Genomic DNA, 12,728 nt, shown 5'->3' on the forward strand with positions numbered 1-12,728 from the left:
TCGAGGCGTACGCGAGCCGGGGCACGGCGGGCAGCCCCTTCCCGCTGCCCGGCAAGCCGGACGCCACCCCGGCGTGGGTGCTCGCCGGCTGGACGCTGACCGCGATCGGCCTGGCCACGGCGGGCCCCGGCCTGACCCACCTGTGCGGCAGGCTGCTCCAGACGGTCCGGCCCGGGGCCGTACGGCTGCTGGCCGGCCGGGTCCTGATGGACGAGGCGCGCCGGATCGGCCGCCCGCTGGGCATCGTCTGCGCGGTCCTGTCGGCAGTCGTCGCCGCCTTCGCGCTGTACGGGACGGGGCCCCGGCCGTTCGGCCCGCTCACGGCCCTGGGGGCGGTGCTCGTCGTCGGCTGCACCACGGCGACGCTGCTGACCTCGGCCCTGGAGGCCCGGCAGGCCCGCGCGGAGACGGCCCGGGCACTGCTGCGGCTCGGCGCCCCGGCCTCGGCGCTGCGCGCGGCGACGGCGCTGCGCGCGGGGGCGCTGCTGGTCCTCTTCGCCCCGCTCACCTGGGCGATCGCCGAGCTGGCCGCGCTGCCGCTGACCCCCTGAGCGCGCTGGACGCGATCACCGGACCGGTCGGGCTCCCTGCCCGGCCGGTTCCGCGTTTCCGGGCGCCCGCCGGGATCGGATGAGCGTTTCGTAGCATGAGCCGCGTGGAGACCCCCGAGGAGAACAAGCGCGCCCACAGTGACGAGATCGAGTCGCTGGCCGAGTTCGACGCGGCGGTGGCCGCCGGTTCGCTGGCCGGCCTCCGCGTGCAGTCGGTGGACCTGACGGGGCGGAGCGCCGCGCTGCTGGCCACGGACACCGCGGGCGCCGTGTTCCTCGGCTGCCCGATGGAGCCCGGCCCCGAGGAGAAGGTCCGGGCCGGCGGCGCCTTCGTCTTCCCGCCCGTTCCCGGCCTGCCCTTCGACCCGTACCGGGGCCTGCTCTACTCCCCCGACGCGCTCTACGAAGGACTCGCGCGGGAGGGTTACGCGGCCACCCCGGACGCCCAGGCGCACGACTGGTTCCGGCGGACCCGGTCGGACGGGGACGCGTTCGCCTCGATGCTCCGGGCGCTCCACGACGACGCGATCTCGGACGCGCTGGAGGAAGTGCTCGCCGGGGCCCGGGTGGCCGGTGTGATGGGCGGCCACGCGCTGCCCCGCGGCAGCGCCGGCTACGCGGAGGCGGCCCGGCTCGGCAGGACCCTGGCCCGGAGCGGCCTCACCGTGGCGACCGGGGGCGGCCCGGGCGCCATGGAGGCGGCCAACCTGGGGGCGTACGCGGCGCCGCACGACGACGCGATGCTGGACGAGGCGTGCGCGGTGCTCGGCGCGGTGCCGTCCTTCACCCCCTCGGTCACCGACTGGGCGCGGGCCGCCTTCGCGGTGCGGGAGCGCTGGCCGGGCGGCGGCCCGTCCGTGGCGATCCCCACCTGGTTCTACGGCCACGAGCCGCCGAATCCGTTCGCCGGACACATCGCCAAGTACTTCACCAACGCGCTGCGGGAGGACGGGCTGCTGGCCCGGTCCAGCGCGGGCGTGATCTTCCTCCCCGGAGCGGCCGGCACCGTCCAGGAGATATTCGACAGCGCCACCCCGAACTACTACGGGTCACGCGGTGAGCCCGTCCCGATGGTGCTGGTGGGCCACGACCACTGGACCCGCGAGCTTCCCGCCTGGCCGCTCCTGCGAACCCTGGCGGCCGGCCGGAAGATGGAGGCCCGCATCGCCTTGGTCGACACGGTGGAGGAAGCGCCCGACGCCCTTGCCCGCCTCTCGGAGGCGTGAACGGTCAGAACAGGGCGGGCAGCACCACGCACTCCGACGCGTCGAAGCCGACGCCCACCCGCTCGCCCTCCTCGGGCGTCCCGCGCAGCGGGCACTCCGCCTCCAGCACCGGACCGCGCTCCGGGCGCAGGGTGACGGCGACATGGCTGCCCCGGAAGGTGCGCGCGCCCACGACGCAGCGCAGCCCCTTCTCCGGGCCGCCGATCCGCACCCCGGCCGGCCGCACCAGCAGATCGCACGCGCCCTGCGGTGACCCCGCCGGCACCGGCACCTCGCCCCAGGCCGTGTCCGCCGCGTCCCCCTCGACGGTCGCCTCGACCACGTTGTCGAAGCCCAGGAAGCGGGCCACGAAGGCGGAGGCGGGGCGCTGCCACACGTCCAGCGGGGTGCCCGCCTGGGCGATCCGGCCCTCGCGCATCACGACGACCCGGTCGGCCAGCGCGAACGCCTCGCCCTGGTCGTGGGTGACGGCGAGCACGGTGGTGCCGAGGCGGCCGAAGAGGGCGCGCAGTTCCACGACGAGCCGTTCGCGCAGGCTGCGGTCCAGCTGGCCCAGGGGCTCGTCGAGCATCAGCAGCCGGGGGCGGGGGGCGAGGGCCCGAGCGAGGGCGACGCGCTGCTGCTCGCCGCCGGAGAGCGCGGCGACGGCACGGCGTTCGGCGCCGGGGAGGCCCACGAGGTCGAGGAGCTCGGCGACCCGGCGGTCCTGTTCGGCCCGGCCGGCCCCGTGCATCCGCAGGCCGAAGGCGACGTTGGCGCCGACGTCCCGGTGCGGGAAGAGCTGGTGGTCCTGGAACATCAGGCCGAGGCCGCGCCGGTGGACCGGGATGCCGTCCTGGTCGGTGCCGTCGAGCAGGACCCGGCCGCCGTCCGGCTCCTGGAGTCCGGCGACCAGGCGCAGCAGGGTGGACTTGCCGCTGCCGCTCGGCCCGAGGACGCAGACGGTCTCGTGGTCGGCGACCTCCAGGTCGACCCGGTCGAGCGCGGCCCGGTCACCGAAGCGGACCGTGGCCGATTCGAGCGTCAGCATCGTTCAGAACTCCCCGGATCGGTCGGTGCGGATGCGTTCGAGCAGCAGCAGCGAGACCGCGCACACGAGCATCAGGATGGTGCTGAGGGCCATGGCCTGGCCGTAGTTGAGGTCCCCGGACCGGCCCAGGAGCCGGGCCACGGCCACCGGCAGCGTCGGGTTGTCGGGCCGTGCGATGAACACGGTCGCGCCGAACTCCCCCAGCGACACGGCGAACGCGAACCCGGCGGCGACCAGCAGGGCCCGCCGCACGAGCGGGAGGTCCACCTCGCGCCAGGCCCGCAGCGGTGAGGCCCCGAGCACCGCCGCCGCCTCGCGCAGCCGGGCGTCCACAGCCCGCAGCACCGGCAGCATGGTCCGTACGACGAAGGGCACCCCGACCAGCGCCTGGGCGAGCGGCACCAGGATCCATGAGGTCCTGAGGTCCAGCGGCGGCTTGTCCAGGGTGATCAGGAATCCGAAGCCGACGGTGACCGCGGAGACCCCGAGCGGCAGCATCAGCAGCGCGTCGAAGCCCCGGACGAGCCGGCCCGCCCGCCGGGTGAGCGCGGCGGCGGCGAGCCCGCCGACGAGGAGGGCGATCAGGGTCGCGACGAGGGCGTAGCGCAGCGAGTTCCCGATGGCCTCGATGGGCGCGACGAGGAACGTACCGCTGTTGGCGTCCGCCGAGGTGAGCGCGCGGTAGTAGGCGAGACCGGAGTCGCCGAGCGAGCGTTCCACCAGTACGGCGAGCGGCAGCAGGACCAGCAGCAGCACGCTCAGGAGGACCCCGGCGAGCAGCGTCCACTGCCCGGCCCCGTGCGGCCTGCGCGCGGTCGTCGCCGGGTCGACCAGCTTCAGCGCGCGCTCCCTGCGGCGTACGGTCCAGGCGTGCACGGCGAGGATGGCGCCGACCGCGGCGAACTGCACGAGCGTCAGCACGGCGGCCGTGGGCAGGGCGAGCAGCTGCGCGGTCTGCCGGTAGATCTCCACCTCCAGCGTCGAGAAGCCCGGCCCGCCGAGGATCTGCACGACGCCGAAGGAGGTGAAGGTGAAGAGGAAGACCATCAGCGCGGCGGCGGCCACGGCGGGGGCGAGCGCGGGCAGCGTGACGCGCCGCCAGGCGGTGAACCTGCTCGCGCCGAGCACCCGGGCGGCCTCCTCCTGGCGCGGGTCGAGCTGCGCCCAGAGCCCTCCGACGGTGCGGACGACGACCGCGTAGTTGAAGAACACGTGGGCCAGCAGGATCGCCCACACGGTGGTGTCGAGCCGTACGCCCCACAGCTCGTCCAGCAGCCCGCCCCGCCCGAGCAGCGCGAGGAAGGCGGTGCCCACGACGACGGTCGGCAGGACGAACGGGACCGTGACCACGGCCCGCAGGACCTGCTTGCCCGGGAAGTCGAACCGGGCGAAGACGTACGCGCCGGGCAGCGCGACCAGCAGGGTCAGCGCGGTCGAGGCGAGCGCCTGCCACAGCGTGAACCAGAGGACGTCCCGGATCTCCGGCCGGCCCAGCACCTCACCGAACCGGCCGAACTGCCAGACGCCGTCCGCCCTGAGCCCCCGGCCCACGATCGCGGCGACCGGATAGGCGAAGAACACGGCGAAGAACGCGACGGGCACGGCCATCAGGCCGAGCCGCACCGCGGTACCGCGCCGGGCCCGGGCGCGTGCGGACCTCCCGCGCGCGCCCGGTCCGCGTACGGGGGTCTTCGTTACTTCAGGACGAGCGAGGACCACGACTGGACCCACTGCTCACGGTGCTCGGCGATGGCGTCCGGGGCGACGGTCGCCGGCTTGTCGGCGGTGGCGCCGAACTTCGTGAAGAGCTCGGGCACCTTCGCGTCCTCGGCGACCGGGCTGACGAACATGGTCAGCGGCATGTCCTCCTGAAACTTCTTCCCGATCAGGAAGTCCAGCAGGGCCTTGCCGCCCGCTTCGTTCTTCGCGCCGTCCAGCAGGCCGGCGAACTCGATCTGGCGGAAGCACGTCCCGGTCGCGACCCCGGTCGGCGCGGTCTTCGGCTGCGGGTCCGCGTACAGCACCTCGACGGGGGGGCTGGAGGCGTAGCTGACGACGAGCGGGCGGTCGGCCTTGGCCTTCCTGCCGCCGGCCGAGCCGGAGAACTCCTCGTTGTACGCCTGCTCCCAGCCGTCCACGACCTTGACGCCGTTGTCCTTCAGCTTCTTCCAGTAGTCCTGGTAGCCGTCCTCGCCGAAGGCGGAGACGGTGCCGAGGAGAAAGCCGAGACCGGGCGAGGAGGTCGCGGCGTTCTCGGTGACGAGCAGGTCCTTGTACGCGGGCTTCGCCAGGTCGGCGAAGGTCTTCGGCGGTGCGAGCTTCTTGTCGGCGAAGTACTTCTTGTCGTAGTTGACGCAGATGTCGCCGGTGTCGACCGGGGTGACCCGGTGCTTGTCCGCGTCCAGCTGGACATCGGCCGGAACCCGGTCCAGGCCCTTGGCCTCGTACGGGGTGAACAGGCCGTTGTCCAGGGCGCGCGAGAGCAGGGTGTTGTCGACGCCGAAGAACACGTCGCCGCGCGGGGAGCCCTTGGTCAGGATCTCCTGGTTCAGGGCGGCGCCCGCGTCCCCGCTCTTGAGGACCTTGACGGTGTAGCCGGTCTCCCGGGTGAACTTCCTCAGCACGTCCTTGGAGGCGTTGAAGGAGTCGTGGCTCACGAGGGTGACGGTCTTGGAACCGCCCTTGGTGGAGCCGGAACCGGACGCCGAGTCGTCGGAACTGCCGCAGCCGGCCAGCGCGGTGACGCCGAGCGCGGCGGCGACGGCCGCCACCGCGGCCTTCTGGGTGGTGCTCATGTGTGATTCCTCCTGGAGTGACCAGGAAGAGACGCGGCCCCGCCCGCACACCGGCCGGAACCGGAAGCGGGCAGGGCGCAACAGCTTGAGTATGGTCCGAACTTCCTACCCGGAATGACCCGGGCGAGGTTCAGAGGGTCTGCGGCCAACCTGTCCTTGGTGCCGCACTCTCAGCGCTGTGGCGCTCCCCTGTCGGAATATGCAGTTGATTTCGGCCCCAGGCTACACGGCCGTTTCCGGCCGGGGCCCCGGGTGTCGGGGACCCCGCTCCTCAGCGCTCGGAGGCCGCCAGCTGCCCGCAGGCGCCGTCGATCTCCTGGCCGCGGGTGTCGCGGACGGTGACCGGCACACCGTGGCTCGCGATGGCCTCGACGAACGCCCGCTCGTCCTCCGGCCGCGAGGCGGTCCATTTGGAGCCGGGCGTCGGGTTCAGCGGGATGAGGTTGACATGGACCCGCTTGCCCTTGAGGAGGCGGCCCAGCAGGTCGCCGCGCCACGCCTGGTCGTTGATGTCGCGGATCAGGGCGTACTCGATGGAGATGCGTCGGCCGGACTTCTCCGCGTACTCCCACGCGGCGTCCAGCACCTCGCGCACCTTCCACCGGGTGTTGACCGGCACGAGGGTGTCGCGCAGCTCGTCGTCCGGGGCGTGCAGCGAGACCGCGAGGCGGCACTTGAAGCCCTCGTCGGCGAACCGCAGCATCGCGGGGACCAGGCCGACGGTGGAGACGGTGATCCCGCGCTGCGAGAGGCCGAGGCCGTCGGGCTCGGGGTCGGTCAGCCGGCGGATCGCACCCACGACGCGGTTGTAGTTGGCCAGCGGCTCGCCCATGCCCATGAACACGATGTTGGACAGCCGGGCGGGCCCGCCGGGGACCTCGCCGTCGCGCAGGGCGCGCATGCCGTCCACGATCTGGTGGACGATCTCCGCGGTCGACAGGTTGCGGTCGAGACCGGCCTGCCCGGTCGCGCAGAACGGGCAGTTCATCCCGCAGCCGGCCTGCGAGGAGATACACATGGTGACCCGCTCCGGGTAGCGCATCAGGACGGACTCGACCAGCGTCCCGTCGTGCAGCTTCCACAGGGTCTTGCGGGTGGTGTCGTCGTCGCAGCTGATGTGCCGGACGACGGACATCAGGTCGGGGAACATCGCCTCGGCGAGCTTGTCCCGCGACCCGGCCGGGATGTTGGTCCACTCGGCCGGGTCGTGCGCGTACCGCGCGAAGTAGTGCTGCGAGAGCTGCTGGGCGCGGAACGGCTTCTCGCCGATCGCGGCGACGGCTTCCCTGCGCTCGGCGGGCGTGAGGTCGGCGAGGTGCCGCGGCGGCTTCTTGGCTCCGCGGGGCGCGACGAAAGTGAGTTCTCCGGGCTTAGGCATGGTTCTTCCAGTGTCGCAGACGCGCGGAGGTGCCCCTGTGCGTCGCGATGAGGCGCACCTTACGGGGTAACCGGGACAACACAGGGAGTTCCGCAGCCGCCGTAGGAGGTAGGTGCCGTGCACACCGTCAAGCACTGGTTCAACGACAGCCTGATCGGCCAGGGCCTGCTGGTCCTCGGGCTGGGCGTGGGCCTGAACGCGTTGTTACGCCACGACGATCCCCCGGCCATGTGGCTGGTCCAGGGCGTCGTCTTCACCGTCGTCGCGATGGTGGCCATCGTTCTCCAGCGGCGGCGCATGAGCCGGGTCACGGGTGCCTCCCCGGGCGCCATCGCCGGCCTCATGCGCAAGATCCGCCACCACGAGGTGCCGCGCGACCCGCGGGAACGGGCCGTGATGCGGCGTCTGGTCGGCGATCAGCTGGGGAAGATCGAGCGGGGTGAGCGGTGGCTGCCGTACTGGCTGGGCGCCATGGGCCTGGTCGCGGTCGGTCTGCTCGTCCTCGGCTTCACCGGCGGGGCCCTCGGGTACTCCCTGTTCTTCGCCGTCTTCGCGGCGGCGTTCTGTGTCTGGCTCCTGTGGACCCGCCGCCGGACGCTGCACCTCTACCGCGACATGCGGAGGGCGCTGCGCGAACAAGGCTGACGCCACATGGCTGAGGGGCCACCGCTCGCGAGCGGTGGCCCCTCAGCCATGTGCGGACGCCGGCCTCAGCCGGAACCGACGAACAGCACCAGGAGCAGCCAGACCACCGGGGCGGTCGGCAGCAGCGAGTCCAGCCGGTCCATGATCCCGCCGTGGCCGGGAAGCAGCGTGCCCATGTCCTTGATCCCGAGGTCCCGCTTGATCATGGACTCGCCCAGGTCGCCCAAGGTGGCGCTGGCCGCGACGGCGAGGCCCAGCAGCAGCCCCTGCCACCAGGAGCCGTCGTCGACCAGGAACTGCATGCAGAGCGCACCGGCCGCCATGGCGAAGGCGACCGCCCCGAACAGGCCCTCGCGGGTCTTGCCGGGGCTGATGCGCGGAGCCAGCTTGTGCTTGCCGAACCGCCAGCCGACCGCGTACGCCCCCGTGTCGCTGACCACGGTCAGCAGCAGGAAGGTCAGCACCCGTTGCGGGCCGTCGTCGGCCTTCAGGAGCATGGCGACGAAGGTGGCCAGGAAGGGCACGTAGAACGCGGCGAAGATGCCCGCCGTGACGTCCCTGAGGTAGTCCTCTGGCGGCTGGGCCATCCGCCACACGAGTACCGCCAGGGCGGTCAGGGCCATGGCGATCCAGGCGCCCTCGGCCCCGCGCGCGTAACCGGCGACGATCATGGCGGCGCCGCCGACCGCGAGCGGCACGAGGGGCGCCTTGATCCCCTTGCGCTCCTCCAGGCGGGAGGTGAGCTCCCAGAGCCCGACCACGACGGCGAGCACGATCACGCCGACGAAGACCGCCTTGACGACGAAGAGCGAGACGACGACCAGGACGCCGAGCCCCAGGCCGACCCCTATGGCGGCTCCCAGGTCCCGGCCCGCGCGCTTCTTCTGCGGGGGCGGGGGCGGGGGCGGCGCGGTCGGCATGGGCTCCTGCGGCTTCTCGTCGCGGAACAGGGGGCCGCCGCTCAGGCGTCCGGCCCCCTGGTCCCGGTGATCACGGTCTTCAGCGTCTCTACCTGCGTCGGGAACGTCCGGCACGATGGGCATGGGCCGAGTCTGCTGGGCGTCGTGCACATCGTAGGCAGGACCCGCCGCAGCACCCTGCATCTCCGGCGCGACCCGGTGGCCGGCGCCCTGCGGAGCGCCCCAGGAAGAGTCGTTCATCAGACTTCGAGCAGCTCGGCTTCCTTGTGCTTCAGCAGCTCGTCCACCTGCGCGACGTACTTCGCGGTGGTGTCGTCGAGCTCCTTCTCGGCGCGGCGCACCTCGTCCTCGCCGGACTCCTTGTCCTTGACCAGCTTGTCGAGCGCTTCCTTGGCCTTGCGGCGGACGGCCCGGATCGAGATCTTGGAGTCCTCGGCCTTGGTCTTCGCGACCTTGATGTAGTCGCGACGGCGCTCCTCGGTCAGCTCGGGGAAGTTGACCCGGATGATATTGCCGTCGTTGCTCGGGTTGACGCCGAGGTCCGAGTCGCGGATGGCCTGCTCGATGTTGCGCAGCGCGGTCTTGTCGAACGGCGTCACGACGGCCATACGCGGCTCGGGCACCGAGAACGAGGCCAGCTGGTTGATCGGGGTCGGCGCGCCGTAGTAGTCGGCGACGATCTTGTTGAACATCGCCGGGTGCGCACGGCCGGTACGGATCGCGGCGAAGTCCTCTTTCGCGACGACGACGGCCTTCTCCATCTTCTCCTCGGCCTCGAGGAGGGTTTCTTCGATCACCACGTGCTCCTGCGTGTTGTGAACGGGCCCGGCGGGCCCGGCGGGTCCTGCGTCGCGTCCTCACCTGCACGGTGTCCGACCGGCAGGCCGTTGTCCATCTTCCGGGGCGGTCCCGCGCCCCTGTTCCACCGGGCCTCACCGGTGGGCGCGCCCATGGTCAGGCGCGGGTGTCCTGGTCGCTCACGAGTGTGCCGATCTTCTCACCCTTGACGGCGCGGGCGATATTGCCCGCGGTGGTGAGCTCGAAGACGAGGATCGGCAGCTGGTTGTCACGGCAGAGCGTGATGGCGGTGGCGTCGGCGACCTTGAGGTCGCGGGCGAGCACCTCGCTGTACTCCAGCGCGTCGAACTTGACCGCGGCGGGGTTGGTCTTCGGGTCGGAGTCGTAGACCCCGTCCACGCCGTTCTTCCCCATGAGCAGGGCCTCGGCGTCGATCTCCAGGGCGCGCTGGGCCGCGGTGGTGTCGGTGGAGAAGTACGGCATGCCCATGCCCGCGCCGAAGATCACGACGCGGCCCTTCTCCAGGTGTCGCACGGCGCGCAGCGGGATGTACGGCTCCGCGACCTGGCCCATGGTGATGGCGGTCTGGACGCGGGAGTCGATGCCCTCCTTCTCCAGGAAGTCCTGGAGGGCGAGGCAGTTCATCACGGTGCCGAGCATGCCCATGTAGTCGGAGCGCGCCCGGTCCATGCCCCGCTGCTGGAGCTCGGCGCCGCGGAAGAAGTTGCCGCCGCCGATGACGATCGCGATCTCCGCGCCGTCCCGGACGACCGCAGCGATCTCGCGGGCGATGGCGTGCACGACGTCGGGGTCGACACCGAGGCCCCCGCCGCCGGCGAATGCCTCACCGGACAGCTTCAGCATGAAGCGTCCGCGCACCTTGCCGTCCTCGCGCTTGTCGTCGTCTTTGGCGGCGTCCGCGCCCTTGTTCATGGGGATTCTCCTCGTGCACATACGAAGAAGGCCATTGCCGGTGGGTCTGGTGTCCCTCAGCGGCAATGGCCTCCTCGTCAGATCTGCGGTCGTACGGCGGTGTGCGGCCGTCGACTGCACCAGACCCTACCGGGTCCGCCGTTTTTCGCGGACGGACTCAGATGCCGACCTTGATACGCGTGAAGCGCTTCAGGGTGACACCGGCCTCGTCCAGGACCTTCTGGACCGACTTCTTGTTGTCCAGCGCGTACGGCTGGCCGAGGAGGGTGGCCTCCTTGAAGAAGCCGTTGACGCGACCCTCGACGATCTTCGGGAGGGCGGCCTCGGGCTTGCCCTCGGCGCGGGTCGTCTCCTCGGCGACGCGGCGCTCGGCCTCGACGACCTCGGCCGGGACGTCCTCGCGGGAGAGGTACTTCGGCGCGAAGGCGGCGATGTGCTGGGCGAGGCCCTTGGCCAGGTCGGCGTCGGCCTTGTCCAGCTCGACCATCACACCGATCTGCGGGGGCAGGTCGGGCATGGTGCGGTGCATGTAGACCGAGACGAAGGCACCCTGGAACTGCGCGAAGCGGTCCAGGACGATCTTCTCGCCGAGGTTGGCGTTGGCCTCGTCCACGTACGCCTGGACGGTCTTGCCGGGCTCGATCTCGGAGGCGAGCAGCGCCTCCAGGTCGGCCGGGGAGGTCGCGGCGACGTGCGCGGCCAGCGCGTTGGCGACGGCCTGGAACTTGTCGCCCTTGGCGACGAAGTCGGTCTCGCACTTCAGCTCGACGAGGACACCGGAGGTGCTGTCCTCGGAGACGAGGGAGACGACCGCGCCGTTCTCGGCGGAACGGCCCTCGCGCTTGGCGACGCCCTTCTGGCCCTTGATGCGGAGCGCCTCGACGGCGCCGTCGACGTTGCCGTCGGCCTCGTCGAGCGCCTTCTTGCAGTCCATCATGCCGGCGCCGGTGAGCTCACGGAGCTTCTTGACGTCAGCGGCGGTGTAGTTCGCCATGAGTCTGTGTTCTCTCTCGAAGTCTGAAAGATCTACGGGTGGACGGCGGGGGCGGTGCCAGTGCACCGGCCCCCGCCGTCTTCAGCCGTGACGGGTGTCAGGCCTGCTCGGCGTCCGCGGCCGGGGCCTCGGCCTGCTCGGCGGCGATGGCGGCCGGCTCCGCGTCGGCGGCGGCGTCCTTCTCGGTCTCGACGGAGGACTGGACCTCGGCGTCGGCCTTCTTGTCGCCCTCGAGCAGGTCACGCTCCCACTCGGCGAGGGGCTCGCCGGCGGCCTTCTCGCCCGGCTTCGAGTCGCCGGTGGCGGCGCCGGAGCGGGCGATGAGGCCCTCGGCGACGGCGTCGGCGATCACGCGGGTGAGCAGGGTGACGGAGCGGATCGCGTCGTCGTTGCCCGGAATCTTGTAGTCGACCTCGTCGGGGTCGCAGTTGGTGTCGAGGATCGCGACGACCGGGATGTGGAGCTTGCGCGCCTCACCGACGGCGATGTGCTCCTTCTTGGTGTCGACGACCCAGACGGCGCTCGGCACCTTCTGCATCTCGCGGATACCACCGAGGGTCTTCTCCAGCTTGGCCTTCTCGCGGGAGAGGACCAGGAGCTCCTTCTTGGTGAGGCCGGAGGCGGCCACGTCCTCGAAGTCGATGAGCTCCAGCTCCTTCAGGCGCTGGAGGCGCTTGTAGACGGTGGAGAAGTTGGTGAGCATGCCACCGAGCCAGCGCTGGTTGACGTACGGCATGCCGACGCGCGTCGCCTGCTCGGCGATGGCCTCCTGGGCCTGCTTCTTCGTACCCACGAACATGATGGAGCCGCCGTGCGCGACGGTCTCCTTGACGAACTCGTAGGCGCGGTCGATGTACGACAGCGACTGGAGCAGGTCGATGATGTAGATGCCGTTGCGCTCGGTGAAGATGAAGCGCTTCATCTTCGGGTTCCAGCGACGGGTCTGGTGACCGAAGTGGACGCCGCTTTCCAGCAGCTCCCGCATCGTGACGACGGCCATGGCCGTACTCCTTGGTTTTCTCGGTTGCCGCGGCAGCAGGATTGCTGTCGCGCCTGACGCCCCGGCGCGCCGTGCCGCAAGGGACCGAGGGGCGCGGCCACCTCCGCTGAACGGGTGGTGGCGGGGCGTGCGAAGTCGACCCGGTGACCCGGGTCGCCTGAAGAAGTGTACGGGACCGTCCGGGTCCCGGGTGACGGCGCTGTCCACAACCGGCCGGTAGTCCACAGATCCGGCTCCTGATCCCCACGCGGGCAGGGTCCGGGGGACGGTGGTGCCATGCGAATCACAAGCGAGCGGACGCGGTGGTGGGCGCCCTGGGCCGTGGTGCTCGCCGCGCTGGCGGCGTGGGGCGGATCCCCGGGCGCGGCCGTGGCCGCGGGTGCCGGGGAGCGGGTCTGGCCGCTGGCGGGGCGGCCTTCGGTGGTACGGGGCTGGGAGCCGCCCGCCGGTCCGTACGG

General features: G+C 71.7%; 11 protein-coding genes, 2 pseudogenes and 1 riboswitch. Of the genes and pseudogenes, 4 read left to right on the forward strand and 9 right to left on the reverse strand.

The features are described 5' to 3' along the window. A pseudogene (locus G3I41_RS19915) lies at positions 1 to 551 on the forward strand (hypothetical protein); the annotation flags it as partial. A 95-nt stretch (positions 552 to 646) separates the two neighbouring features. Next, on the forward strand, positions 647 to 1,777 hold the full coding sequence (locus G3I41_RS19920) for an LOG family protein (protein ID WP_164401690.1): 1,131 nt from the start codon (positions 647 to 649) through the stop codon (positions 1,775 to 1,777). 4 nt (positions 1,778 to 1,781) lie between these two features. On the opposite strand, the gene G3I41_RS19925 is transcribed toward G3I41_RS19920, so the two are convergent. The 4 genes from G3I41_RS19925 to rlmN form a co-directional block, all read right to left on the reverse strand. Further along, on the reverse strand, positions 1,782 to 2,807 hold the full coding sequence (locus tag G3I41_RS19925) for an ABC transporter ATP-binding protein (protein WP_164401692.1): 1,026 nt from the start codon (positions 2,805 to 2,807) through the stop codon (positions 1,782 to 1,784). 3 nt (positions 2,808 to 2,810) lie between these two features. Beyond that, on the reverse strand, positions 2,811 to 4,415 hold the full coding sequence (locus G3I41_RS19930) for an iron ABC transporter permease (protein WP_164401703.1): 1,605 nt from the start codon (positions 4,413 to 4,415) through the stop codon (positions 2,811 to 2,813). Between the two features lie 86 nt (positions 4,416 to 4,501). Next, on the reverse strand, positions 4,502 to 5,602 hold the full coding sequence (locus G3I41_RS19935) for a thiamine ABC transporter substrate-binding protein (RefSeq protein WP_164401694.1): 1,101 nt from the start codon (positions 5,600 to 5,602) through the stop codon (positions 4,502 to 4,504). An 84-nt stretch (positions 5,603 to 5,686) separates the two neighbouring features. After that, positions 5,687 to 5,803, reverse strand: a riboswitch (TPP riboswitch). Between the two features lie 70 nt (positions 5,804 to 5,873). After that, the gene (gene rlmN / locus G3I41_RS19940) at positions 5,874 to 6,980 is read right to left on the reverse strand and encodes a 23S rRNA (adenine(2503)-C(2))-methyltransferase RlmN (protein WP_164401695.1); all 1,107 of its coding nucleotides are present in this window, start codon (positions 6,978 to 6,980) and stop codon (positions 5,874 to 5,876) included. A gap of 117 nt (positions 6,981 to 7,097) precedes the next feature. Between rlmN and G3I41_RS19945 the strand changes: the two genes are divergently transcribed. Further along, a complete protein-coding gene (locus G3I41_RS19945) occupies positions 7,098 to 7,625 on the forward strand; it encodes a hypothetical protein (protein ID WP_164401697.1) in 528 nt (175 codons plus the stop codon). 65 nt (positions 7,626 to 7,690) lie between these two features. Here G3I41_RS19945 and G3I41_RS19950 read toward each other — a convergent pair whose 3' ends face one another. From G3I41_RS19950 to rpsB, 5 genes are all read right to left on the reverse strand, one after another. Further along, on the reverse strand, positions 7,691 to 8,785 hold the full coding sequence (locus G3I41_RS19950; protein ID WP_164401699.1) for a phosphatidate cytidylyltransferase: 1,095 nt from the start codon (positions 8,783 to 8,785) through the stop codon (positions 7,691 to 7,693). Continuing rightward, positions 8,785 to 9,342 (reverse strand): ribosome recycling factor, encoded by a 558-nt coding sequence (frr, locus tag G3I41_RS19955; RefSeq protein WP_018102371.1) that lies wholly within the window; start codon positions 9,340 to 9,342, stop codon positions 8,785 to 8,787. Before frr ends, G3I41_RS19950 begins: the two co-directional genes overlap by 1 nt. A gap of 157 nt (positions 9,343 to 9,499) precedes the next feature. Further along, on the reverse strand, positions 9,500 to 10,276 hold the full coding sequence (gene pyrH, locus G3I41_RS19960; protein WP_164401701.1) for a UMP kinase: 777 nt from the start codon (positions 10,274 to 10,276) through the stop codon (positions 9,500 to 9,502). A 157-nt stretch (positions 10,277 to 10,433) separates the two neighbouring features. Beyond that, positions 10,434 to 11,270 carry a translation elongation factor Ts gene (gene tsf, locus G3I41_RS19965; RefSeq protein ID WP_093705743.1) on the reverse strand — a complete coding sequence of 279 codons (837 nt, stop codon included), beginning with the start codon at positions 11,268 to 11,270 and terminating at the stop codon, positions 10,434 to 10,436. Positions 11,271 to 11,367: 97 nt separating this feature from the next. After that, a complete protein-coding gene (rpsB, locus tag G3I41_RS19970) occupies positions 11,368 to 12,270 on the reverse strand; it encodes a 30S ribosomal protein S2 (protein ID WP_143625983.1) in 903 nt (300 codons plus the stop codon). A gap of 276 nt (positions 12,271 to 12,546) precedes the next feature. Here rpsB and G3I41_RS36945 point away from each other — a divergent pair. Next, a pseudogene (locus tag G3I41_RS36945) lies at positions 12,547 to 12,728 on the forward strand (hypothetical protein); the annotation flags it as partial.

It is taken from the genome of Streptomyces sp. SID9727 (assembly GCF_010550605.1).
Classification (GTDB): Bacteria; Actinomycetota; Actinomycetes; order Streptomycetales; family Streptomycetaceae; genus Streptomyces.

Bases quoted from the DNA above. Each gene is read 5' to 3' on its own strand.
- pyrH (WP_164401701.1), bottom strand. From the start codon at position 10,276: ATGAACAAGGGCGCGGACGCCGCCAAAGACGACGACAAGCGCGAGGAC.
- G3I41_RS19930 (WP_164401703.1), bottom strand. From the start codon at position 4,415: ATGGCCGTGCCCGTCGCGTTCTTCGCCGTGTTCTTCGCCTATCCGGTC.
- rpsB (WP_143625983.1), bottom strand. From the start codon at position 12,270: ATGGCCGTCGTCACGATGCGGGAGCTGCTGGAAAGCGGCGTCCACTTC.
- G3I41_RS19925 (WP_164401692.1), bottom strand. From the start codon at position 2,807: ATGCTGACGCTCGAATCGGCCACGGTCCGCTTCGGTGACCGGGCCGCG.
- G3I41_RS19950 (WP_164401699.1), bottom strand. From the start codon at position 8,785: ATGAACGACTCTTCCTGGGGCGCTCCGCAGGGCGCCGGCCACCGGGTC.
- tsf (WP_093705743.1), bottom strand. From the start codon at position 11,270: ATGGCGAACTACACCGCCGCTGACGTCAAGAAGCTCCGTGAGCTCACC.
- rlmN (WP_164401695.1), bottom strand. From the start codon at position 6,980: ATGCCTAAGCCCGGAGAACTCACTTTCGTCGCGCCCCGCGGAGCCAAG.
- G3I41_RS19935 (WP_164401694.1), bottom strand. From the start codon at position 5,602: ATGAGCACCACCCAGAAGGCCGCGGTGGCGGCCGTCGCCGCCGCGCTC.
- G3I41_RS19920 (WP_164401690.1), top strand. From the start codon at position 647: ATGAGCCGCGTGGAGACCCCCGAGGAGAACAAGCGCGCCCACAGTGAC.